This is a genomic window from Flavobacterium tyrosinilyticum (assembly GCF_023656565.1).
Taxonomy (GTDB): domain Bacteria; phylum Bacteroidota; class Bacteroidia; order Flavobacteriales; family Flavobacteriaceae; genus Flavobacterium; species Flavobacterium tyrosinilyticum.
In genome coordinates this window covers 838061-860883 of sequence record NZ_JAMOKG010000002.1, presented here as the reverse complement: position 1 = coordinate 860883, position 22823 = coordinate 838061, and the positions used below count along the sequence as shown (strand labels likewise).

24 protein-coding genes are annotated in these 22823 nt (G+C 32.6%); 7 read left to right on the top strand and 17 right to left on the bottom strand.

Features of this window, described 5'->3' with window-relative positions:
• Nucleotides 1-26: 26 nt before the first annotated feature.
• The 7 genes from NCC77_RS11570 (at nucleotide 27) to NCC77_RS11540 (ending at nucleotide 6304) form a co-directional block, all read left to right on the top strand.
• A complete protein-coding gene (locus tag NCC77_RS11570; protein WP_095927681.1) occupies nucleotides 27-914 on the top strand; it encodes a 3-hydroxyacyl-CoA dehydrogenase family protein in 888 nt (295 codons plus the stop codon).
• A gap of 15 nt (nucleotides 915-929) precedes the next feature.
• Entirely contained in the window at nucleotides 930-1424 is a 495-nt protein-coding gene (locus tag NCC77_RS11565) for a hypothetical protein (RefSeq protein WP_250835696.1), read from the top strand.
• A 6-nt stretch (nucleotides 1425-1430) separates the two neighbouring features.
• A complete protein-coding gene (locus tag NCC77_RS11560) occupies nucleotides 1431-2090 on the top strand; it encodes a YggS family pyridoxal phosphate-dependent enzyme (protein ID WP_250835695.1) in 660 nt (219 codons plus the stop codon).
• 82 nt (nucleotides 2091-2172) lie between these two features.
• Nucleotides 2173-3534, top strand: coding sequence for an exonuclease domain-containing protein (locus NCC77_RS11555; RefSeq protein ID WP_250835694.1), 1362 nt, complete (start codon nucleotides 2173-2175; stop codon nucleotides 3532-3534).
• Nucleotides 3535-3564: 30 nt separating this feature from the next.
• On the top strand, nucleotides 3565-4404 hold the full coding sequence (locus NCC77_RS11550) for an ion transporter (protein WP_250835693.1): 840 nt from the start codon (nucleotides 3565-3567) through the stop codon (nucleotides 4402-4404).
• Nucleotides 4405-4556: 152 nt separating this feature from the next.
• Nucleotides 4557-5477, top strand: a complete 921-nt coding sequence (gene miaA, locus NCC77_RS11545) for a tRNA (adenosine(37)-N6)-dimethylallyltransferase MiaA (protein ID WP_250835692.1) — start codon at nucleotides 4557-4559, stop codon at nucleotides 5475-5477.
• Between the two features lie 80 nt (nucleotides 5478-5557).
• Complete coding sequence (locus NCC77_RS11540; protein WP_250835691.1) at nucleotides 5558-6304, top strand: acyl-[acyl-carrier-protein] thioesterase; 747 nt, start codon at nucleotides 5558-5560, stop codon at nucleotides 6302-6304.
• Between the two features lie 174 nt (nucleotides 6305-6478).
• Here the strand turns inward: NCC77_RS11540 and NCC77_RS11535 are convergent, their stop codons facing one another.
• The 17 genes from NCC77_RS11535 to dapA all read right to left on the bottom strand — a co-directional run bounded on the left by NCC77_RS11535 (nucleotide 6479) and on the right by dapA (nucleotide 22822).
• Complete coding sequence (locus NCC77_RS11535; protein WP_250835690.1) at nucleotides 6479-7021, bottom strand: hypothetical protein; 543 nt, start codon at nucleotides 7019-7021, stop codon at nucleotides 6479-6481.
• Nucleotides 7008-7697 (bottom strand): peptide chain release factor H, encoded by a 690-nt coding sequence (gene prfH, locus NCC77_RS11530; RefSeq protein ID WP_250835689.1) that lies wholly within the window; start codon nucleotides 7695-7697, stop codon nucleotides 7008-7010. Before prfH ends, NCC77_RS11535 begins: the two co-directional genes overlap by 14 nt.
• Nucleotides 7685-8290 carry a hypothetical protein gene (locus tag NCC77_RS11525; protein WP_250835688.1) on the bottom strand — a complete coding sequence of 202 codons (606 nt, stop codon included), beginning with the start codon at nucleotides 8288-8290 and terminating at the stop codon, nucleotides 7685-7687. The genes prfH and NCC77_RS11525 overlap by 13 nt, the downstream gene beginning before the upstream one ends.
• A 12-nt stretch (nucleotides 8291-8302) precedes the next feature.
• Nucleotides 8303-9694, bottom strand: coding sequence for an RtcB family protein (locus NCC77_RS11520; protein WP_250835687.1), 1392 nt, complete (start codon nucleotides 9692-9694; stop codon nucleotides 8303-8305).
• A complete protein-coding gene (locus NCC77_RS11515) occupies nucleotides 9684-10445 on the bottom strand; it encodes a hypothetical protein (RefSeq protein ID WP_250835686.1) in 762 nt (253 codons plus the stop codon). Before NCC77_RS11515 ends, NCC77_RS11520 begins: the two co-directional genes overlap by 11 nt.
• Before the next feature lie 512 nt (nucleotides 10446-10957).
• The gene (locus NCC77_RS11510; protein ID WP_095927693.1) at nucleotides 10958-11674 is read right to left on the bottom strand and encodes a response regulator transcription factor; all 717 of its coding nucleotides are present in this window, start codon (nucleotides 11672-11674) and stop codon (nucleotides 10958-10960) included.
• A 3-nt stretch (nucleotides 11675-11677) separates the two neighbouring features.
• Complete coding sequence (locus NCC77_RS11505; RefSeq protein ID WP_250835685.1) at nucleotides 11678-13264, bottom strand: sensor histidine kinase; 1587 nt, start codon at nucleotides 13262-13264, stop codon at nucleotides 11678-11680.
• A 59-nt stretch (nucleotides 13265-13323) separates the two neighbouring features.
• Entirely contained in the window at nucleotides 13324-13920 is a 597-nt protein-coding gene (gene coaE, locus NCC77_RS11500) for a dephospho-CoA kinase (RefSeq protein ID WP_250835684.1), read from the bottom strand.
• Nucleotides 13921-13922: 2 nt separating this feature from the next.
• Nucleotides 13923-14921 (bottom strand): glycosyltransferase family 2 protein, encoded by a 999-nt coding sequence (locus NCC77_RS11495; protein ID WP_250835683.1) that lies wholly within the window; start codon nucleotides 14919-14921, stop codon nucleotides 13923-13925.
• A 126-nt stretch (nucleotides 14922-15047) separates the two neighbouring features.
• Nucleotides 15048-16238, bottom strand: coding sequence for an enoyl-ACP reductase FabV (gene fabV / locus NCC77_RS11490; RefSeq protein WP_250835682.1), 1191 nt, complete (start codon nucleotides 16236-16238; stop codon nucleotides 15048-15050).
• 21 nt (nucleotides 16239-16259) lie between these two features.
• Entirely contained in the window at nucleotides 16260-16781 is a 522-nt protein-coding gene (locus NCC77_RS11485) for a tetratricopeptide repeat protein (protein WP_250835681.1), read from the bottom strand.
• A 9-nt stretch (nucleotides 16782-16790) separates the two neighbouring features.
• Nucleotides 16791-18443 carry a DNA repair protein RecN gene (gene recN, locus NCC77_RS11480; RefSeq protein ID WP_250835680.1) on the bottom strand — a complete coding sequence of 551 codons (1653 nt, stop codon included), beginning with the start codon at nucleotides 18441-18443 and terminating at the stop codon, nucleotides 16791-16793.
• 58 nt (nucleotides 18444-18501) lie between these two features.
• Entirely contained in the window at nucleotides 18502-19386 is an 885-nt protein-coding gene (gene porD, locus NCC77_RS11475; protein ID WP_250835679.1) for a type IX secretion system protein PorD, read from the bottom strand.
• Nucleotides 19387-19455: 69 nt separating this feature from the next.
• Nucleotides 19456-20670, bottom strand: a complete 1215-nt coding sequence (coaBC, locus tag NCC77_RS11470; RefSeq protein WP_250835678.1) for a bifunctional phosphopantothenoylcysteine decarboxylase/phosphopantothenate--cysteine ligase CoaBC — start codon at nucleotides 20668-20670, stop codon at nucleotides 19456-19458.
• Between the two features lie 7 nt (nucleotides 20671-20677).
• Nucleotides 20678-20995: a DNA-directed RNA polymerase subunit omega gene (locus NCC77_RS11465; protein ID WP_008463064.1), complete on the bottom strand. Its 318-nt coding sequence runs from the start codon at nucleotides 20993-20995 to the stop codon at nucleotides 20678-20680.
• Between the two features lie 9 nt (nucleotides 20996-21004).
• Nucleotides 21005-21799, bottom strand: coding sequence for an outer membrane protein assembly factor BamD (locus NCC77_RS11460; RefSeq protein ID WP_250835677.1), 795 nt, complete (start codon nucleotides 21797-21799; stop codon nucleotides 21005-21007).
• Between the two features lie 141 nt (nucleotides 21800-21940).
• A complete protein-coding gene (dapA, locus tag NCC77_RS11455; RefSeq protein WP_250835676.1) occupies nucleotides 21941-22822 on the bottom strand; it encodes a 4-hydroxy-tetrahydrodipicolinate synthase in 882 nt (293 codons plus the stop codon).
• Nucleotide 22823: the final 1 nt, after the last annotated feature.

The window sequence follows — 22823 nt, the reverse complement described above, 5'->3', positions numbered from 1 at the left end:
GTAAAATATAATATACTAAAGGCAATATGAAAACAATAGCTGTAATTGGAGCAGGAACAATGGGTAACGGAATTGCACATACTTTTGCGCAAAGCGGATTTACTGTAAAATTAATCGATGTTTCTGAAAAATCATTAGATAAAGGAATGGCAACCATTGCTGCCAACCTAGATCGTATGCTTTCTAAAGGAACAATTACTCAAGAAGATGTTGCTAAAACTATCACCAATATTATTACTTACACAGATATAAAAGACGGTGTTGTTGGTGTGGATTTAGTTGTTGAAGCAGCAACAGAAAACGTTGAATTAAAACTAAATATCTTCAAACAATTAAACGAATATTGCTCGCACAATACCATTTTAGCAACCAATACTTCTTCTATTTCAATTACACAAATTGGAGCTGTTGTAGCACATCCTGAACGCGTTATCGGAATGCACTTTATGAATCCTGTGCCGATTATGAAATTAGTCGAAATCATCCGCGGATACAATACAAGCGATGAAGTAACTAAAATCATCATGACTTTATCTGAAAAATTAGGTAAAGTTCCTGTTGAAGTAAACGATTATCCAGGTTTCGTAGCAAACAGAATTTTAATGCCAATGCTAAACGAAGCAATAGAAACGTTATACAATAAAGTCGCCGGAGTTTACGAAATTGACACCGTAATGAAATTAGGAATGGGACATCCAATGGGACCACTTCAATTAGCTGATTTCATAGGTCTTGACGTTTGTCTAGCAATCTTAAATGTAATGTATGACGGATTCAAAAATCCAAAATATGCTCCCTGCCCATTATTAGTAAACATGGTAAGAGCTGGTAAACTTGGAGTAAAATCTGGAGAAGGTTTTTACGATTACAGCGAAAGTAAAAAAGCAGAGAAAATCTCGAAGCAATTTTTGTAAAACCTGATTTGCTCAATGAAAAAAATAATCTTTCTAGTCATTCTAATAATTTTTAGTTTAATTACTCTTTATTATTACAAACCAGTGACTATTGATTATTTATTTGGAATAACTAGAACTTTAAAGCAAGAAAATGGATATCAACTGGATATCAACAACAAAAGGTATGACAATTGTGTCTTTAAAAGTACCGAGAGTTTTGATAAAAAGCGAAAACACAATTTTTTAATTTTATATTTAAGAGATTTAAATATAAAATCAGACTTTAAAATAATCGTTGTAAATCTTGATGATAAAATAGTAGGCTATTTTTGTGGTTCTGATAAGTGTTATGACAAAGTGTTTGGCACTCTTTTTCAAAGTGATATGGGTTCTTTCTATACTCCTTTAGAGGATGATGCAAAAGGGCCTGGATTCGATACTAAATTAAAAATGGAAAGTAAAAAGATCGATTTTTACATTCCATCAGAAAGAAATGAAAGCTTACATATTCAGCTTTCAAAAAAATAAATAATAATGTCAATAGCATCAAACTTACGTACAATCAAAGCAACTTTACCTGAACAGGTAACTCTTGTCGCCGTTTCTAAAACAAAACCTGTTTCAGACTTATTACAAGCTTACGAAGCAGGCCAACGCATTTTTGGAGAAAACAAAATTCAGGAAATGACCGAGAAATGGGAACAAATGCCAAAAGACATTCAATGGCATATGATAGGTCATGTTCAGTCCAATAAAGTCAAGTTTATGGCTCCGTACGTGACTTTGATTCATGGTGTTGACAGTTTAAAATTATTACAGGAAATCAATAAACAAGCTTTAAAAAATAAAAGAATTATAGATTGCCTTCTTCAAATTTATATTGCAGAAGAAGAATCTAAATTTGGTTTGGATGAAAACGAATTAAATGAACTTTTAACTTCTCCAGAGTTTAAAGAGTTAAAAAATATTCGTATCTTAGGTTTAATGGGAATGGCAACTTTCACAGACAATCAAAACCAAATAAAAAAAGAATTTACCCATTTAAAATCCATTTTTGATTCGATAAAAGATCTAAAAACTGAAAACTGCAGTTTGAACACGATATCGATGGGAATGTCTGGAGATTATCAATTGGCAATAGAATGCGGAAGCACAATGGTTCGCATTGGAAGCAGCATTTTTGGAGGCAGATAATTTCAAAACCAAGACTGTAAGTGTGCAGCAATACGCCTACACAGCAAACTGAATACTAAAAACTGAACACTGATTACTGAATTTGTACGCAATACTAGACATAGAAACTACAGGAGGACAATTTAATGAAGAGGGAATTACTGAAATCGCCATCTATAAATTTGATGGGCATGAAGTAGTAGACCAATTCATCAGCCTTGTCAATCCTGAAATTCCGATTCAGCCCTTTGTAGTAAAACTGACTGGAATCAATAATGCAATGTTGCGTTCTGCTCCAAAGTTTTATGAAATCGCCAAACGCATTATCGAAATTACTTCAGACTCTGTAATTGTGGCTCACAATGCTTCTTTTGATTATAGAATTCTTAGAACAGAATTTCGCCGTTTAGGCTACGATTTCGAAGCCAGAACACTTTGTACAGTTGAATTAGCCAAAAAACTAATTCCAGAACAACCTTCATACAGTTTAGGGAAACTAGTGCGTGCGCTCGGAATTCCTATGGCAGACAGACATCGTGCAAGCGGAGACGCTATGGCAACGACAAAGCTGTTCAAAATGCTTTTGGAAAAAGACACCGAGAAAACAATTGTAAAAGATTTTATAAAACTCGAAGTCGAAAAAGGAATTTCTCCAAAACTCTTAGATATTTTAAATCAAATGCCAGCCAAAACAGGCGTTTATTATATTTATAACGAAGGAGGAACTTTGATTTATATTGGCAAAAGTCAAAATATCAAAAAAAGAGTCAATCAGCATTTTACTGGAGTTACAACCAAAAGCAAAAGAATTCAGGCTGAAGTCTTTACCATAACTTACGATGAAACTGGAAGCGAATTAATCGCCCTTTTAAAAGAAAGTCAGGAAGTAAAAATAAATCGTCCGAGATACAATCGTTCGCAAAAGAAAACTGTTTTTCCTTTCGCCTTGTATGCCGAAAAAGATGAAAACGGATACATCAATTTAAAACTTGAAAAAGCAGACGGACGTAAAAAAGAAATAACCTCTTTTGCTTCTTTGCAAGAAGGTAAAAATGCACTTTTTAGGTTTACAGCAAAATATCATTTGTGCCAAAAACTAACCGGTTTATATCAAACCAAAAAAGAGTGTTTTCAATATAAAATCAAAGAATGCGACGGCGCTTGCATTGGCGAAGTTACACCAGAAGTTTACAATTTAAGAGTACAGCAGTTTATCTCAGAAAACAGTTTCGATAATAAAAGCATGATCTTAATAGACAGAGGCCGAAATGTAAACGAAAGAAGTGCTATTTTAATAGAAAACGGAACCTATCAAGGTTATGCTTATTACGATTTGAATCATCAAATCACCAATATTGATATCCTGAAAAACATTCTGATTCCAATGCAGCATAATCGTGATGTGAAAAATATCATTCAGAATTACATCCGAAAAAGCAAATCACTAAAAATACTTCATTTTTAACAAAATAAAACTTTCATTATCTTTAATGATATGAAAAATAAAAAATCACAATACGAAATCTTCAGGGAAAAAGTCAAAATTATTCTATATGGTACCAATACCATTTTAGGACGAATGTTCGATTTAGTATTGCTGGGTTTAATCCTACTGAGCGTTCTACTAATAATGCTTGATACTGTTGAAGGAGTCAGCTCTAAATATCATGAACAATTATTGATATGCGAATGGATAATTACAGTTTTTTTCACCATCGAATATATACTGAGAATTATTTCTATTCAAAAACCCGTTAAATACGTTTTCAGCTTTTACGGAATCATCGATTTGCTTGCCGTATTACCCATGTATTTATCGATTTTTTTTCCTGGTGCGAGTATTTTATCCATTGTAAGAGCACTGCGTTTTCTTCGATTGTTCAAGATTTTGCATATTCCGCAAATTAATCATCAATCTTTACAATTAAAAGAAGCTATAGAAGCCAGCAAAGAAAAAATTCTAGTTTTCATTTACTTTGTCTTAATCAGCACCGTTATAATCGGTACAGTCATGTATTTGGTTGAAGGCAGAGAATCAGGATTTACAAGTATCCCGATGGGAATTTATTGGACAATTGTTACTTTAACAACCGTTGGTTATGGCGACATTTCTCCTCAAACTCCTTTAGGACAATTTATTGCAGCATTTGTAATGATTTTAGGTTACGGAATAATTGCTGTTCCAACCGGAATTGTTACAGCCGAATTTGCAAAAAGCAGCCTAAGAAACAATTCAGTAAGCGGAAAAAAAACATGCCGAAAATGTCAGTCGCAAGTTCATTTTGACAATGCAAAATATTGTTACGAATGCGGAACAGAATTGCCAAATAATTAATTTTAGAAGCTAATCCAGCTGTACATTGCAACTCCTCCTTATATTTGTAATTTTTTAAGGCATAAAAGGAGCTTCCGCTGGTCGCTCTTTTACACCAAAAAAATGCAACAAATATAAGTCCGGGGTTTCCATTTCCATCTGGGCTAAAAAATATGAAACACCTAATTACCATTGTCGGACCAACAGCTATCGGGAAAACAGCCCTGAGCATTGCTTTGGCACAGCATTTTAAATGCGAAATTGTTTCTTGCGACAGCCGTCAGTTTTTTAAAGAAATGACAATTGGAACCGCTGTTCCAAGTCAGGAAGAATTAAGTGCTGCAAAACACCATTTTATTCAAAACAAATCTATTTTCGAAAATTATACCGTTGGCAATTGCGAAAAAGAAGCACTTTCAAAACTAGAAGAATTATATCAAAATAATGATTTTGCAATTTTAATTGGCGGATCAGGACTATACGTCGATGCCATATTAAAAGGTTTTGACGAATTTCCAGAAATTGCTCCAGAAATTCGTGCCGAAGTAAATTCAAACTATGAAAAATTCGGAATCGAATATCTTCAAGAACAATTACAAAATTTAGATCCAGATTATTATCAAAAAATAACGATCGAAAATCCGCAGACCTTACAAAATCCACAACGAATGATGCGTTTTGTAGAAGTTTGCATCGGATCGCAAAAACCCTATTCTTCATTCTTAAATTTAAAGAAAAACAACAGAAACTTCACTCCTATTTTAATTGGCTTAGACGCCGACAGAGAAATCATCTATAGCAGAATCAACCAACGTGTCGATATTATGATGGATATGGGATTGTTGGAAGAAGCCAAATCACTTTATCCTAACAAAGAGTTAAATGCTTTACAAACGGTCGGTTATAGAGAATTATTTAGTTATTTTGACGGAGATTTCACTTTGCCATTCGCAATTGAAGAAATAAAAAAGAACACACGCCGATTTTCTAAAAGACAATTAACGTGGTTCAAACGAAATGAAAACACCAAATGGTTTGATTATTCGACTGCTAGAAATGAGATCATAAATTACATAGAAAATCTTATAAAATAGAAGTCTTTTCTCTTTCATCTTTATTCTATTTTCCTCAGGAAAAATCTAAAATCAACAATCTAAAAATCTAAAAATTAAAAATGCCAATATCACCAAATTTCACATCAGTTTTAAGTAAAGACTGGGAAATTAATTTTACGCAATGTACGCCAAACGGCTACTTAAAATACACCGATTTATGCAATCTTTTACAGCTTACCGCTGCTGCACATTCAGAAGTTGGCGGAATCAGCTTTACAGATATGCAGGAATTTGATCAGGCTTGGGTTTTAAGCAGAATGCGTGTCGAAATAACTGAATTACCAAAATGGCAGGATGTTGTAACTGTAAAAACATGGATTAACAGCTTAGAAAATTCACGTTCGGTTCGTGCACTTGAAATGTATGTAAACGGAAAAAAGATTGTTGGAAGCGAAACTTATTGGGCTGTTTTTAATACCAAAGCACGTCGTCCAGAAGCTTTAGCTTTGCCTTATGAACATTTCGAATTGTTCCCAGAAAAAAGAGCAACAATAGAAGGCTTTTCTAAAATAAATATCAACCACGAAAAAGAAGCTGTTTTCGAAAAAACAGTTTATTTATCAGATTTAGATATTGTAAACCACGTTAATAACGTAAAATACTTAGAATGGTGTCTGGATCATGTCGATCCAAGAAGAATTATAAAACAAGAAGTAAAAAGCTTTGAAATGAATTTCATGAAAGAGCTTTCATTACAAGATAACGTGGTAATTCATGAAAGCGAAGACGACGATCATACAACAGCAACATTCAGCATTACGAAAGACGATAAAACTTGTTTTGCTTTAGAATTGCATTGGAAATAAAATAGAAATTCCATTCCTGCAAGGTTTTCAAAACCTTGTAGGTATTTACTTTTCAAAACATTTTTTGAAATTTCGATATTCCTAAATAATAAACCTACAAGGTTTTGAAAACCTTGCAGGAGGTTAAACCTAACAAAAAAACGATGCAAAATTGCATCGTTTTTTTGTTTAAAATCATTTTGATTTCTTTTTAGATTCTTTCTTAGATTTGTCCTCTTTCTTTTCTTTCTTTTTTTTCAAGAGATCAATTTTACCTTTAATTCTTTTCTCCACTTCACTAATTCCAGAATCATAATCATGTTGAATAGAATATAATTTTGCTTGCTTAATTTCTTTTAAAGCATCTTTAAATTTATGCTGTACTTCTAACAGAATTGCTTTTTTGATGTAAATTTCAGACTTGTTTATTCCTTTTACAGTTAAAGCAAAATCAATTAGCTTTTGAGCTTCTTCATAATCTTCATTCACAATCAAGGTTTGCAAATAATACGGATATACTTCAAGAGCATGAATATTAATCGATAAAGCTTGCTGAAAATAAGATTTTGCCTCTTCATAATTCATTAATTGCTCTGCCTGAATTCTTCCGTATAAACACAAAACCATTGTATTTTTTGAATCATAAGAAAAAGCATAATCCAAAGATTCTATAGTTTCTTCAAGCGAGTAAGGATAATTATCCAACGCTTGAAAAAGGTATTTATCAGTTGTTTTCATTTCGTAAATCATTTTTTAATTTCTGACGAGTCCCTTTGTAACTTTTCTCCACTTTATTCTTTTTAAAATCACTTCCGGTAAAAACTCTCACTGGATTTCCTCGTTGTACATTAAGCTGATTTTCCCATTGTTTTCCCACATGATTTTTAAGCTGAATCAGTTTCTCGTCTTCTAGTTTTTTAATTAGCCTTTCTGTTGCCAATTTTTTATTTTGGTGCTGCGAACGGCTGTCCATAGAAACTACTGCAATTCCGGTTGGGATATGCGTCGCTCTAATCGCAGAACTTACTTTATTTACATGCTGTCCTCCTGCTCCCGAGCTTCTCATGGCCTGATATTGAATATCGTTTTCAGAAAATAAGTTGTTTTTCTGTTGTTCAATTTCAAAGATTCCAATAAACCAGTTTTTACGCTTGTGCATTTTCCTAAACTGACTTTGGCCAATCCACTGAACTGTTCCTACCCAAGAATTAACAAACACATCAACGTTCTTTCCTCTTATAGCGATTGATGCTGTTTCTACAGTTCCATTTTCAGTTCCTGCTTCTCTTTGTAGCAAAACAGTTTCCAATTGCTGTTCTTGTGCTTCTTCAAGTACTTTTTTAAGCACTTGGGCAACTACCCAAGTGCATTCTGCAGGTCCGCGACCCGCTGTTATCTGAATTATTCTTTCCATTTTTCTAATACCTTAAGAAGCTTTTCTCTGTTTTTTGCTTCTTTAATAAATTTTGGAAGTCTTGAAACCATAGTTCCATTACCACTTCCATTATTACTTCTTTCTCTTAAGTCGGCTTTAATATATCTTTCCAAGTACATTATGTGTTCATAATTGTAAACCCAAAAAATATTTCCTTTGATTTCTTTTTGAAACCAGAGAAGCAAATTATGCCATGGCTCTCTTATCAAACCGTCTTTCTTAGCTTCTTTTCTAATTCTAGAAACTCCTGGCTTTATTTCTTCCTGAAAACTGCAATGCGGGCATTTAACCTGGTATATTTCTGGAATCTCTTTAAAAATCTGAGATTCGTAATCGAATTTTTCAAAGCAATTACCACAATAATGCTTTCCATATGCTTTGTATTGATAAACAGGTTCATCAATCTTATAAAAACACGTTTTGCATTCGAAAGCCATTGTAGTACATTTTCCGCATTCACAATTTTCAGGCACTTCTTTTAAAACTCCTTTAGATTCACATTTGGGACATCTTACGAAAATCTCGTTATAAAAATTTCCCAACCATTTATTTTCGTCTTGAAATCTTTCCATAATTTTAAATTTTTAGCGGTCCATCCTAACAATTTTAGGCGTAAATGTTCCTAAAACTTCAACTAAATCAGTTTGGTTTGCCATTACTTTTGTAATGTCTTTGTATGCCATTGGTGCTTCATCAATATTTCCTCCAATTAAGGTTACATCGTTGGCTTTCAAAACCTTTTTGATTTCACTTTGCGTAAAAGTACTTTTGCATTTAGCTCTCGAAAACAAACGTCCAGCACCATGCGAAGCAGAGTTTAAACTTTCAGCATTTCCTTTTCCTTTTACAATAAAACCTGGCGCTGTCATAGAACCTGGAATAATTCCCAATTGCCCTTCACCCGCAGGTGTTGCTCCTTTTCTATGCACAATACATTCCTGACCATTTACCATTTCTTTCCAAGCAAAATTGTGGTGATTTTCTATTGTTACCACTACTCTTTTTCCAATCGTTTTAGCAATTCTTCTATGAATATCATCGTGACAAGCTTTTGCATATTCTCCAGCTAAATTCATAGCCAGCCAATATTCCTGACCATCATGTGTATTCAAATCTAGCCAAGCTAAATGCTGTACATTTTTTGGCAACGGACATTGTTTTGTGGCCAGATACGTGTAATGTTTTGCAATATTAGCACCCAATCCGCGGGAACCGCTATGCGAAAGAACAGCAAAATATTCTCCTTTCTCCAACTTCCATTCGTTTTCTGGATTATCGATTTTTGCAATTCCGAATTCTACAAAATGATTTCCTCCTCCTGAAGTTCCCAATTGTTTGTAAGCTTTTGGTAAAAGATTCTTTAACAACGGAATATCCTTGAATTCACTTTTATAAAATACTTCATGATCTACTCTTGAAGCATGCGTCTCGTACATTCCAAACTTTGTATTGTCTTTCAAAATAGCTTCTAATTGATGTTCTTTTCCTTTGAAATGAGAAGCTGGCAAATCAAAAATGGAAAGACTCATTCTGCATCCAATATCAACTCCAACTCCATACGGAATCACGGCATTGTCTGTTGCTAAAACGCCTCCAATAGGCAATCCGTAACCTGAATGTGCATCTGGCATTAAAGCTCCAGCAACCGATACTGGGAGTTTCAACGAATCGTACAATTGAAATTTAGCCTGTTCGTCTATTTCATTCTCACCAAAAATCTTAAAGGGCGCTCTTGTATTTTTAAGCTGATGCATTCTTACCTGAACAGGTTTGATTAAACCTTCCGCTACTTTACCCCAAGTTCCATTTCCTTCATATTTTTCAGGATTTAGCAAAACATCCTTTGCTTCTGTTAGAATAGATTCCTTTTTTTCTCTTTTTCTATATCTGTTTATCTGCCCTAAGGCAATATTTATTGAATTGTTTTTTGGAAAACCCAATTTAATCAGGTCTTTTCCAGATAATTTATTTCCCATGATTTTCTATCATTTCGTCTGCATATTGCTGATACAAAGCATGCAGACTTTTATTTTTAATTGGGCTTATCTCTTTTGGATTTTCCTTTTCATAGTAACTCCATTTATAAGAACTGCCGTGTATTAATCTATTTATTTTATCTCTCAGATTATGATTAACAACATAATTGTCAAGAAGCTGAATTTGGCTTTCTAAATCTGAATCGACCATTCTAGTATGTGTTATCATATAAGGGCTTACACGAAGAACATATCGCCAAGGTTCGTTAAATACATAATGAATTTTGTATCGTTTAAAATTGCTGCACCAACGTTCCCTTTTGTAAAAATGTGCTTTTTCTTTTTCGGTCAATTCTAATTTTGAACTTCTCCACTCCCACTCCGAAAATTCTTTTACAGTTTGGAGTTTTTCAACATACACATGTTTTCTTTTTCTCTTTTTCTTTCTTTTAAAAGATTTTTCAGGAGAAAACTGCCATGTATTAATTTTTTCCAATAACTCTCTGTAAAACGACGCTTCACTTGATCTGGCAATATCATCTCTTAATTTAAAATTACGTTGCCAGCCTTTTTGATACGGAATTTCCAAAGGAACCAATGGTAAGTCTTTACGCTTTTTCCAAAGTTCAACTTCAAGCTTTCTTAACTGAATTAATTGTTTTTCAATATCTTCTTTTACTAATCTTTTCTTTTTTCTTTTACTTTTAAAACGAGTACATAAAGCATACTCGTCTACCGTATAATTTTCCATAAAAAAATTATCGCGCATTAAATTAACAGCCAAAAGGCCAAACTATTTATCCTGACGGATAAATTCTAAAAATCGATTTTCGGGAAAATTTTGAAGAGTCTAGAATAAAAAAAAGCCCGAAACTTATTGTCTTCGGGCTTTTTTATATATCTAAAAATATATTTCTAGGATTGAAATAAGCCACGAAGAATTGCTTCACCAAATACGTTTGGTGTAAAGCTCTGAGATGTCAATGTAAGTACAAACATTTTTTCTTCGTTTTTAAAGGGTTATTATTTTTTTCGTGTGCAAATATTCATAATACTTTTTTGATTTTCCAAATTTATTTAAAGAAAATTCTTCAAAATAAATTTTACCAATATATTTTGAGCTTTTAAAACCAATACTATTGTTTTTAAAATCAAACAATTAAAAGCAAATCTATATCACAAAAAATAAATTAAAATATTTTAATTTCATGCACAAAAAAAGCCCTGATTTCTCAGAGCTTATCTATTTTTTTTGCTGAATGATTATTCAGAAACTTTGCTTTTTATCACCAATCTGAAACCTTCACCGTGAATGTTTAAGATTTCAACATCTTCATCTGCTTTTAGATATTTTCTTAATTTAGCGATGTAAACGTCCATACTTCTTGATGTAAAGTAGTTATCATCTCTCCAGATTTTTGTTAAAGCTAATTCTCTTGGCATTAAATCATTTTCATGAAGAATAAGCATTTTTAACAATTCATTTTCTTTTGGAGACAATTTAATTGGCTCTTCATCTTGGAAAGTTAAGAATCTTAGTTTTGAATTCAAGTGGAATTTTCCAATATTAAACTCAAACTGTACTTGTTCTGCTTTTGTATCAGCTGATTTTCTCTGAATGATTGCTTTAATCTTCATCAAAAGCACTTCTGAATCAAAAGGTTTATTTAAATAGTCGTCTGCACCAGCTTTATAACCTTTTAACACATCTTCTTTCATAGATTTTGCTGTTAAAAATATAATTGGCACTTCACTGTTCTTCTCTCTAATTTCTTTGGCCAAAGTATAACCATCTTTATAAGGCATCATTACGTCAAGAATACATAAATCGTACACATCTTTCTTGAACTTCTCGAAACCTTCCATACCGTTTTTAGCTAAAGTAACTTCAAAGTCATTTAACATTAGATAATCTTTAAGAACCGCCCCAAAATTTAGGTCATCTTCTACTAAAAGTATTCTTTTGTTAGTATTTTCCATATTTTAATTTATTAATGGTATTTTTATTATAAAGGTGCTACCTTTTCCTTTTTCGCTTTCTACATATACTTGACCATTGTGATCCTCTACTATTCGTTTTACGTAAGCAAGTCCTAATCCGTGTCCTTTTACATTATGAAGATCTCCCGTGTGCTCTCTATAAAATTTCTCAAACACTCGTTTTTGAGCTATCTTACTCATTCCCAATCCATGATCTCTCACTTTTATCAAAATCATATCTTTAATATTTTCAGTAAAGATTTCGATCTCTGGTGCGTCTGGAGAATATTTAATGGCGTTTTCCAAAATATTAACCAGCACATTTGTAAAGTGAACTTCGTTAATCAAACAAGTTGTTCTTGCTGCGTTATAATGCTTTACTACCGAACCATTTCTGTCTTCTAAAATAAGATTTACATGCTCAATAGCATCGTCAATTATATCTGTAATTACAGTTGGCTCTTTTGTTATGTCAAGTTCTCTCTTTTCTAATTTTGAAATACGGAGAACATTCTCAACTTGAGCATGCATTCTTTTGTTTTCATCTCGAATCATTTGAAGATAACGATACACTTTTTCTTTATCTTCAATAACTTTCGGACTTCTAATAGCATCTAATGCTAGGTTTATAGTTGCAATAGGAGTTTTAAACTCATGCGTCATGTTATTAATAAAATCGGTCTTGATTTCAGAAATGTGTTTCTGACGCAATAATTGATTTAACGCACTTGTATATGCAACTATTATAATTAATGTAAAAACTATTGATAAAATAGTAATACTTAATAATTCAGATAATAAGAATTTCTTTTTGTGAGGAAAAGTAACTGATAATTCATATTTGCTATTCCCTTCATTATCTGTATAAATTGGAATATCATAGGTAGATTCTTTATCAAAATGAAATCCATCGGATTTAATCTTTGTTGGAACGCCACTGCTGTATATTCCGAATTCAAATTTGGTTTTTACACCATATTCTTCAAGTTCTTTTTTCAATAATTTAAAAAGCCTTTCCTTTGTAACTCTCCCTTCAATTGGAGTTAGAGAAGCAATATCTTTGTATTGAATCTGCTGTTGAACTTTATTTAAAATATCTAAACTTCCTGATTTTTCAAATCTTTGATCAGGAATTATACTTTGACCTAAATTATTATTATCAATTCCGTTGTGGTTATTATAAACTTCAGTTATCCTTTTTGAACTAAAATTTTTAAAACGCTCGCTACTGAATTTTTTGTTAAAAACTGAACCATTAATATCGTAATCTTCCGATGTCAATGTGCTTGAATAAACAATTGTTTTATTCGTTTTTGTGTTTCTTTGTACATAAAGTACTTCTAGTAAATCTTCTTTTTTTGGAATTTTACCCGTACTGTCTTTAATACGGTTGTATTTGTCGTAGAAACTGTACTCTTCTTGTTGTTCCAGCTTGTCTGCAACATTTCCAATTACTTGAGTAACGTGGTATTTAAATTGCTCTTCATTATTTTTGAACGAAGAATTGAACCAAAACACTTGCACCAGAATTATCCCTATCAAGGACAAACTCATCAATAAAACAAGTATTCTAAAAAATAATTTATTCATCGAAACAAAATTAATATTTTAACAATATACTAAATAATACATTAACCAAATATTAACATTTAAGACTGTTTTTGTTTTATATTTAAAATTTTAAGAATTTTAACAACTTCTTCTTTAGCATTTTTAAGATTATTGTTATTAATCACGAAATTGCTCTTAGAAATTCGTTTTTCATCATTCCACTGCATTTTCATTCTACTTAAAACTTCTTCTCGGGTGGTTTGATCTCGTTTTATAACCCTATCAATTCTTACCTCTTCGGGGGCTGTTACGGTTATTATTACGTCACAATCTTTATATCGGCCACTTTCAAACAAAATAGCAGCTTCATACATTACATAATCATTATTCTTGTGCTCTTTTACCCAATCATCAAAATCTAATTTTACCGCTGGATGCACAATCGCATTTAATTTTGCCAATTGTTCTTTATCATTAAAAACAATTTGTGCTAGTTTAGCACGATTTAAAATATCATTATCAAAAATATTGCCACCAAATGCAGCTTTTACTTCTGCGAGAATGTTTTTTGACTGCATTACTCTTTTAGCACCGTCATCGGCAATATAAACAGGAACGCCCAATTCTTTAAAATAGTTGGCAACAGTAGTTTTTCCGCTGCCAATTCCTCCTGTAAGACCAATAACTTTTGTCATTCTTATAATTTAAAAAACATACGCGGAAAAGCCTCTTGTGGTTTTTTCTTTAATAAAATTACTTTAATGTAGGATTTTAAAAATCCTGTTCCGTAACCAAAAAACTGTTTCCACACTGCAATTACAGACAGGTATCCAATTTTGATACTTTTATTTTGAATACTAGCTGTAAGAAAAATTATAACGAAATATACGAAATATAATTGTAATAAAATATCGATATTGAAAATTAACAATAAAAAAGCTAATAATAATCCGAGTATAAATAAAGTCGGAAAGAAAAAAGTTAATTTATTATGCTCTGGATACCAACTATTTAAAATAGGTCGAGCAATCCCAAATTTATTTACTTGGATCGAGAATTTTTCCCAATCAATTCTTCTTTTATGATACACATAAGCCTCTTTGAAAAGCCTTGTCTCGAAGCCTAAATTCCATAAACGAATTGATAAATCTGGATCTTCACCCGGGTGAATGTTTCCAAATCCTTTTGATGCCTCAAAAGCTTTCTTAGAAATACCCATATTAAAACTACGTGGCTGAAACTTGTTTATCTTCTCCGAACCACCTCTAATTCCACCTGTCGTCAAGAAAGAAGTCATAGCAAAATTGATGGCTTTTTGAATATTAGAAAAGCTATCCAATGCTTTATCAGGCCCCCCAAAACAGTCCACATATTTTTCGTCCAATTCTTTACGAACTTCTGTCAAATATTGTGATGGAATAATACAATCTGAATCAAAAATGATAAAATAATCACCTTTAGCTCTCTGCATCCCAAAATTTCTAGAATCTCCTGGTCCTGAGTTTTCTTTAAAATAATATGATATATTTAATTTTCCTTGATAATTCATCACCACATCTCGACATGGAATAGAAGATCCATCTTCGACAAGAACAATTTCAAAAGCTTCATTATAATCAGATTTTGAGAGACTTTCCAAAAGCTCATCAACTTCATCAGGACGATTATACACGGGTATAATTAAAGAAAAAATCATAGCAGAATGTGCGTTATTAAAGGGTATATTTTTATTGTTTCAAAATTTTAACAAAGATATGGTATATTCACAAAAAAACCATCAACTTTTGGCTGATGGTTTTTCGTTTTACTAAGTAAAAATATATTATTTGATACTTTCAATCTCAACAACTTCGTTAGTATCTGCGTTGTAATCAACACCAGGAACTTCGAATCCGAATAAATTTAAGAAATCACTTCTGTAACCAGCTAAATCACCAATTTCTGGCAATGTTTCAGTCGTAGCTTCCAACCAAAGTTTAGCCACTTTTTCCTGAACATCTTCACGCATTTCCCAATCATCAATTCTGATTCTTCCTTTTTCATCAACAGGAACTTCAGAACCATTATACAATCTATCTTGAAATAAACGCTGAATTTGCTCAATACAACCTTCGTGAATCCCTTCTTCTTTCATGATTTTATATAAAAGAGAAATATACAATGGAATTACTGGAATTGCAGAACTTGCTTGAGTAACTAAAGCTTTATTTACAGAAACATAAGCTTTTCCTCCAATAGATTTCAATGAATCTTCGATAGTAAATGCTGTAGCCTCTAAGTGATCTTTTGCACGACCGATTGTTCCTTTTCTATAAACCGCTTCAGTTAAAGCTGGCCCGATATAAGAATAAGCAACTGTTGTAGCTCCTTCAGCTAATAAATTTTCAGCCTTCAAAGCATCAATCCACATAGCCCAGTCTTCACCTCCCATTACCGCTACAGTATTTTCAATATCTTCCTCATTTGCAGGATTGATAGAAACATCTGAAACTTTTCCTGTGTGAAAATCAACAGTTTTATTCGTAAAAGTTTGTACTATTGGTTTTAAAACTGAACGATGCGTAACTCCTGTATTTGGATTTGTACGCACTGGAGAAGCTAAACTATAAATTATAAGATCTACTTGTCCTAAATCTGCTTTAATCAAATCTAAAGTTTCTCTTTTTATTTCATTTGAGAACGCATCACCATTGATACTTTTTGCATATAAACCTGCTTTATGAGCTTCTTTTTCGAATGCTGCAGAATTATACCATCCTGGAGAAGCTGTTTTTCCTTCAACTGGTGGTTTTTCAAAAAACACTCCAATTGTTGATGCACCAGAACCAAAAGCACTAGTAATTCTTGAAGCCAATCCGAAACCTGTAGAAGCACCGATTACTAAAACTTTTTTAGCACCAGCAATTTCTCCTTTAGATTTTACGTATTCGATTTGATTTTTTACATTTTGCTCAGCTCCCGTTGGGTGGGCAGTCAAACAAATAAATCCTCTCATTCTAGGTTCTATAATCATCTTGCAATTATTTTTTTTGTATTATTTCAATTTCAGTTTTAATTTTTCAAAAATAGACATTTTATCCTTAACCCTTTTCATATTAGCCTTCATATTGTCAATAAAATTTGGGTTTAATGCATTCCTCTTTGCTTCTTTATAAAAATTGAATGCCTTAGTATATTGGCTTTCATACTCCGCCATCCTTCCTAATTCACTGTTATAAGTAGAGTTATCTGCATTTTCTAAATTAGCCAATGTAAAATCAATATGCTCTTTTGCTTCTGCATATCTCCCTATATCAATTAGCAGATAGGTGTAATTTAAATATGGAGCTGGATATTTAGAATCAAACTTCATGGCCAATTTATAATGATAGATTCCTCTTTCGAAGTCACTTAATTTATTATAGTAAATCCATCCCAAATGATTATGAGCTTTACCAAAATCAGGATACTGAGATAAAATTTCTTCCAGCAGCTCTTTTGCATCTGCTGAATTTCCTTCAGAAATTAATGCATCTGCCTTAATAAATTGATTTTCGTAAAAACTCAAACTTTCCATTCGTCTATTTTAATTCAATAATTCTTTTGCGTGATTTAATGCTGAGTCAGAGATGTTTGCTCCTGATAACATTTGGGCTATTTCTATAATTCGGTCTTCTTGCGATAAAAGTTTCAATTCAGATTGCGTATCGTCACCAACTGTAGACTTAGAAACTTTAAAATGAGAATCTCCTTTTGCCGCAATTTGAGGTAAATGCGTAATGGCAAATATCTGCATTGTTGCACTCATTTCTTTCATAATTTCTCCCATTCTGATGGCAATTTCTCCCGAAACCCCTGTATCAATTTCATCAAAAATCAAAGTTGGTAGTTTTGAATATTTAGCTAAAATTGCTTTTACAGCCAGCATAATACGAGACATCTCTCCGCCTGACGCTACTTTTTTTAGCAAGCCAAAATCTGTTCCTTTATTTGCTGAGAACAAGAATTGCAATTCGTCTTTTCCGTTTTGAAAATACGTTTCAGAAGGCTGCAATTCCATATTAAAACGTGCATTAGGCATTCCTAAAGTCTCGAGAATTGAAACCAATTGTGCTGATAGCGTAGGAATTGCATCTAATCTATTTTGATGTATTTTCGATGCGTAAACATCAAGCTCTGTTGCTTTTTCCTCGATAATTTTAGTCAATGAAGCTATTTCTTCATCCATATTATCAAGCTCAAGCAAAGAATTTCCTAAATCGGACTGAATTTGCAATAACTCATCTACAGTACTTACCTGATGTTTTTTTTGTAAATTATAAATCGACTGCAGTTTTTGGTTGATCAATTCTAATTGTGCAGGATCATTCAATAATTTTTCTGAGCAATTTTCCAATTCTTTAGAAACATCATCAAACTCTATCGTCAAACTTGTTACTCTTTCAAACAAATTTTGGTACTCTACAGAGAAAGGTGCAACTTTTTGCAAAGCATTTTTGATTTCATTCAGACTATGAAAAACACCAAATTGCTCTTCATTAGCAATTGTCAAAGATTTATCTAGAGATTCTTTAATTATCTCAACATTATTCAGTTTTTCGTAATCTGCTTCTAACTCTTCCTGCTCTCCAGATTTCAATTGAGCCGCAACCAATTCATTCAATAAAAATGTATGATATTCTTGCTCTTTCCCAGCATCACTTTGTTTTTTAAGCAAAGCATTTAACTTCGATTTATCTGACTTATAAGATTTAAGCAGTTTCTGATACTCAGCAATTATATCATTATTGTTTGCAATGGCATCAATAATTCTAAACTGAACATTTTCATCTGATAATTCCTGAGTTTGCTGCTGCGAATGAATATCAATCAAATACAAACTCAAATCTTGCAATTCTTGAAGATTTACCGGACTGTCATTTATAAAAGCACGAGATTTTCCAGAAGGTAAAATTTCTCTCCTAATGATCGTTTCCTCTTCATAATCCAAATCATTAGCTTCAAAAAACTCCTTTAAATTATATTTTCCAATTTCAAATTGTGCCTCAATAACACATTTTTCTTCTTTATTTTTTAATGAAGTCAGATCTGCCCTTTTACCCAAAACAAGACCAATAGCCCCTAAAATAATTGACTTTCCCGCACCTGTCTCACCTGTAATTATAGAAAAACCTTTAGAAAAATCTATAGCCAGTTTTTCGATAAGAGCATAATTTTTAATTGACAGTGATGTAATCATAGGTCGATTTGTAAAATATAAGGTTAAAAAGTAGCGAAGATAAAAATGAAAAACGAGATTAGTATTTAATCTGTGACCATTTTGTAGAATTTAACGGCGAAACTTTATTTAAGACATCGGTTAAATCTGTAATTGTAATACTTGGCCCTCCAGAAAAAATAGAAACAATTTCATCTGATTTTGCATCAAAGAAAACTCGGGTTATAAAAGAATTTGGCTTAACAGAGTTTAACTTACCAATAAGCATTAATGCATTTTTGATTTTTTCCTTAGCAGCTTTTGTATCCAATGTCATTGCATCCAATCCTGTATGATATGCATAAGTAGTCTGACGCAAATCGCTATAGGTTGGAGCAATCATATCATTAATTAAATAGTATCGATTTTGAAGTCCGTCTGATTGGTTCCACCCTTTAAAACCTCCCTGTTGTGCAACATTGGCAATATTTTGCGCGGTTTGAAGATATGGATTTCCTGCTCCCATCTGGAAGGTATCGGCATCCATTCCTAAAATCACATAACAATAGAAAGATATTACAGAAACCAAATTTGACTCGTAAGTACTTGGGTTAAACAATAATGGTTCGTACTCTGTATATCTAAAATTAAAATCTTTATCGTTGTAATTTAAAACCGGAGAAGAATAGGTTGAATTAAAAATCAATCTCGAAGACTGAACTTGAATGGTTCCAGTGAATTGATCTGAACTGTTAGATGATAAAGTAATATACATTGAACAGTTTATTCTTTCATTTTGTTTTAAAACAGAGCCTGTCCAGTCTGTTTTATTGACAAACTCAGCCAAAGAAGTCTGAAGCGTTTTAAAAACCTGATTATTTGGATTTGTTAATCGTTCTGTATTAATAGTCACTGTACAATTTAACTGTTGAGCTTGTACAAAACCAAAGCTTAAAAATACTAATAGCGTAACTATCTTCTTCATAATCGTCTAGATATTTAATTTTATAACATAAGTTGTTTCCAATTTATGTTTTCGGCGTATATTCTAAATTTATGATTTTGAAAAATGCAGAATAACTTTATTCAAAATATCAGCCGCAACAGATTCTTTTGATTTTAATTCCATAGGTTCGATTTCAAAATTTTTATCAATAAAAGTAACTTTATTGGTCTCTTTTTTAAAACCGGCACCTTTATCTTGTAAGGAATTTAAAACAATCAAATCTAAGTTTTTTTTCTGAATTTTCAGCTTAGCATTTTCAATTTCATTTTCAGTTTCTAATGCAAACCCGATTAAAAACTGATTTTTTTTGATAGCGCCTAAAGAAGACAAGATATCTTTTGTTTTCTCTAAATCTATCGAAAATTCGACAGTATTCTTTTTAATCTTTTGATCTGCAACAAATTTAGGTCTGTAATCTGCAACAGCAGCAGCAGCGATTGCCGCATCAACTTCATTAAAATACAAATGACAAGCATCGTACATTTCTTGAGCCGAAACAACATCTATCACTTTTATCAGACTATTTTTTGCTTTTAAATGAGTTGGTCCTGCAATTAAGAACACTTCTGCTCCTAAGCTTGCCGCTTCATTAGCAATATCAAACCCCATTTTTCCTGACGAATGATTTCCTATAAAACGTACAGGGTCTATCGCTTCGTATGTCGGTCCTGCGGTAACTAGTATTTTTTTTCCTTTTAAAGGCAATTTACTTTCTAAATCAGCTTCTAGAAAAGCTACAATATTCTCAGGTTCAGCCATTCGCCCCTCACCTGACAAACCACTTGCCAATTCTCCGCTTTCAGCAGGAATCATAATATTTCCGTACTGTTTCAATGCTGCAAAGCTCGATAAAGTCGAAGGATGCTTGTACATATCCAAGTCCATTGCTGGTGCAAAATAAACTGGACATTTTGCCGATAAGTAGGTCGCAATTAAAAGGTTATCACAATTTCCTGTAGCCATTTTAGACAAAGTATTTGCAGTAGCAGGCGCAACCAGCATAAAATCTGCCCAAAGAGCCAATTCTACGTGATTGTTCCAAACTGCGTCTTCATCATCCTGATTAAAGAAACTTGAATGTACTGGATTTTTTGATAATGTAGATAATGTAAGTGGAGTTACAAAATCCTTAGAAGCAGGTGTCATGATCACTTGGACATGTGCACCTGCTTTTATAAAAAGTCGTACTAAAGTGGCTGTTTTATACGCTGCGATTCCACCGGAAACACCCAGTAAAATCTTTTTCCCGTTTAAAACTGACATTGTACTATTATTTGTTTGAACTTCTGTGGTAAGTTTTACCGTCTAACCATTCTTGAACAGCTAAAGCGTGTGGTTTTGGTAATTTTTCGTAAAATTTAGAAACTTCAATTTGTTCTTTATTTTCAAAAACTTCTTCTAGACTATCATTGTAAGTAGCAAACTCTTCTAATTTTTCAGTCAATTCTTTTTTAATCTCTGAATTAATTTGATTTGCTCTTTTAGCCATAATGGTAATTGCCTCATACACATTTCCTGTTGGCTCTTCAATAACTGTTTTATTGTAAGTTATTGTGTTTACAGGAGCATTCGTCTTTTTTAAATCCATGACTTTATTTTATTTAGTAAATTTTTGTAAATCTGTTTCAACTCTGGCATTCATTTCGTCTGCCTCTTTTTTATATTTCGTATCGCTTTTAAACTTCAATAAGTTAGCATAGCATGTTTGTGCAACATGTAAACGATCTTCCATTTTTGAAGGAACACTGTTAATTGCTAATTTATATGCAGAATCGTATTTATAGAAAAGCGCATCTTCTTTAAATGGTGTACCAGGAAAATCAGCAATAAAATTATCAAAAGCTATTAAAGCCGATTTGTAATCTGATATTGTATTGTATCCTTTAGCATTCTCGTAAGCTTTTTTCTCCAATTTACCATTTAGCTTCTGTACAGTCTCATTTGCTTGAGGAATATATTCAGAATTTGGATAATTTTCAATAAAAGTCTGTAATTTCTCTAATGCCTTTACCGTATCTGCTTGATCTAAGCTATAAACTGGCGACAACTTAGAATAACTATAAGCTCCTAAAAACGCAGCTTCCTGCACTTTTTCACTTCTTGGATATCCCGAAACAAAAGCTTCAAACTGATAACCAGCTAAATAATATTGTTTTGTTTTATAATACGATTGCGAAAACATGTAAAACAGTTTTTCTGCTTGTGGTTTTCCTCTGTACGAAGTTGCCAGTTGCTCAAAAAGACGAATCGCCTTTGTGTATTTACCAGCATCATACATTTTTGTTGCCACTTCAAATTTTGCTGCAACATCATCATTTTTCAACGCTTTTTGATATTCTCCACAAGAATAAAAAAGAGTTACAACAATTAATAGCGATACTATTTTTTTCATTTTCTTACTGTTATTACAATCTCTCAGACAATTAATTATGCCAAAGTGAAATCGCACCGAAGTTTCGGTGGCAAATTTAGTTATTAATTTAGCTACTGCAAAATAATTTTTTAGTATCTTAAAATACTAGCACTTTAACAATTATTTAATGCTGTTTTTTACAAAGTCATTTAACCTTGTTGCTAGAGATTCATCAACAGAAACTAATGGAAGACGAACAGTATTCTCAGCAATTCCAAGGGCTTGGAAGATTTGTTTGATTCCAGCTGGATTTCCCTGCTCAAAAATCATATCAATACTGTCTGACAAAAAGTAATGTGTTTTGTAAGCGTCAGCCGCTTTTTTATTTAGTCCTAAACGAATCATTTCTGAAAATTCTTTAGGAAAACCTTGTCCGATTACAGAAATAACACCTGCTCCTCCAGCCAAAACGATCGGTAAAGCCAACATATCGTCTCCAGAAATCACTAAGAAATCTTTTGGAGCATTTTTAATAATCTGCATCGCTTGAGCCATATCTCCAGCTGCTTCTTTAATAGCTACAACATTTTTAAAATCGTTAGCCAAACGCACTACTGTTGAAGGAAGCATATTGCTTGCCGTTCTTCCCGGAACATTATATAGGATTACTGGAATTGGAGAAGCTTCAGCAATTGCTTTAAAATGTTGATAAATTCCTTCCTGAGTTGGTTTATTATAATATGGAGAAACCGATAATATCGCTTCAAAAGCAGAAAAATCTCTTGTTTTTAGCTCCTCAACAATCTGCATAGTATTATTTCCTCCAACTCCTAAAACTAGAGGCAATCTTCCTTTATTCACATCGATTACAGTCTTTATAACCAACTCTTTCTCCTCTGCTGTAAGGGTTGCATTTTCTGCTGTTGTCCCCATCACAACAAGATACTCCACTCCGCCATCTATAGAGAAGTTTACAATTCGCTGTAAAGCCTCAATGTCAACTGAAAAATCTTTTTTAAATGGCGTCACAAGCGCAACACCAGTTCCTATCAATGATTGCATA

Excerpts from the sequence above, each read along its gene's own strand:
- recN (WP_250835680.1), bottom strand. The coding sequence starts at position 18,443 with ATGATTACATCACTGTCAATTAAAAATTATGCTCTTATCGAAAAACTG.
- porD (WP_250835679.1), bottom strand. The coding sequence starts at position 19,386 with ATGAAGAAGATAGTTACGCTATTAGTATTTTTAAGCTTTGGTTTTGTA.
- NCC77_RS11540 (WP_250835691.1), top strand. The coding sequence starts at position 5,558 with ATGCCAATATCACCAAATTTCACATCAGTTTTAAGTAAAGACTGGGAA.
- NCC77_RS11520 (WP_250835687.1), bottom strand. The coding sequence starts at position 9,694 with ATGGGAAATAAATTATCTGGAAAAGACCTGATTAAATTGGGTTTTCCA.
- NCC77_RS11510 (WP_095927693.1), bottom strand. The coding sequence starts at position 11,674 with ATGGAAAATACTAACAAAAGAATACTTTTAGTAGAAGATGACCTAAAT.
- NCC77_RS11560 (WP_250835695.1), top strand. The coding sequence starts at position 1,431 with ATGTCAATAGCATCAAACTTACGTACAATCAAAGCAACTTTACCTGAA.
- NCC77_RS11535 (WP_250835690.1), bottom strand. The coding sequence starts at position 7,021 with ATGAAAACAACTGATAAATACCTTTTTCAAGCGTTGGATAATTATCCT.
- NCC77_RS11485 (WP_250835681.1), bottom strand. The coding sequence starts at position 16,781 with ATGGAAAGTTTGAGTTTTTACGAAAATCAATTTATTAAGGCAGATGCA.
- NCC77_RS11460 (WP_250835677.1), bottom strand. The coding sequence starts at position 21,799 with ATGAAAAAAATAGTATCGCTATTAATTGTTGTAACTCTTTTTTATTCT.
- coaE (WP_250835684.1), bottom strand. The coding sequence starts at position 13,920 with ATGACAAAAGTTATTGGTCTTACAGGAGGAATTGGCAGCGGAAAAACT.
- coaBC (WP_250835678.1), bottom strand. The coding sequence starts at position 20,670 with ATGTCAGTTTTAAACGGGAAAAAGATTTTACTGGGTGTTTCCGGTGGA.
- NCC77_RS11525 (WP_250835688.1), bottom strand. The coding sequence starts at position 8,290 with ATGGAAAGATTTCAAGACGAAAATAAATGGTTGGGAAATTTTTATAAC.
- NCC77_RS11550 (WP_250835693.1), top strand. The coding sequence starts at position 3,565 with ATGAAAAATAAAAAATCACAATACGAAATCTTCAGGGAAAAAGTCAAA.
- fabV (WP_250835682.1), bottom strand. The coding sequence starts at position 16,238 with ATGATTATAGAACCTAGAATGAGAGGATTTATTTGTTTGACTGCCCAC.
- NCC77_RS11515 (WP_250835686.1), bottom strand. The coding sequence starts at position 10,445 with ATGGAAAATTATACGGTAGACGAGTATGCTTTATGTACTCGTTTTAAA.
- dapA (WP_250835676.1), bottom strand. The coding sequence starts at position 22,822 with ATGCAATCATTGATAGGAACTGGTGTTGCGCTTGTGACGCCATTTAAA.
- NCC77_RS11570 (WP_095927681.1), top strand. The coding sequence starts at position 27 with ATGAAAACAATAGCTGTAATTGGAGCAGGAACAATGGGTAACGGAATT.
- NCC77_RS11465 (WP_008463064.1), bottom strand. The coding sequence starts at position 20,995 with ATGGATTTAAAAAAGACGAATGCTCCTGTAAACACAATAACTTACAAT.
- NCC77_RS11495 (WP_250835683.1), bottom strand. The coding sequence starts at position 14,921 with ATGATTTTTTCTTTAATTATACCCGTGTATAATCGTCCTGATGAAGTT.
- NCC77_RS11565 (WP_250835696.1), top strand. The coding sequence starts at position 930 with ATGAAAAAAATAATCTTTCTAGTCATTCTAATAATTTTTAGTTTAATT.
- miaA (WP_250835692.1), top strand. The coding sequence starts at position 4,557 with ATGAAACACCTAATTACCATTGTCGGACCAACAGCTATCGGGAAAACA.
- NCC77_RS11505 (WP_250835685.1), bottom strand. The coding sequence starts at position 13,264 with ATGAATAAATTATTTTTTAGAATACTTGTTTTATTGATGAGTTTGTCC.
- prfH (WP_250835689.1), bottom strand. The coding sequence starts at position 7,697 with ATGGAAAGAATAATTCAGATAACAGCGGGTCGCGGACCTGCAGAATGC.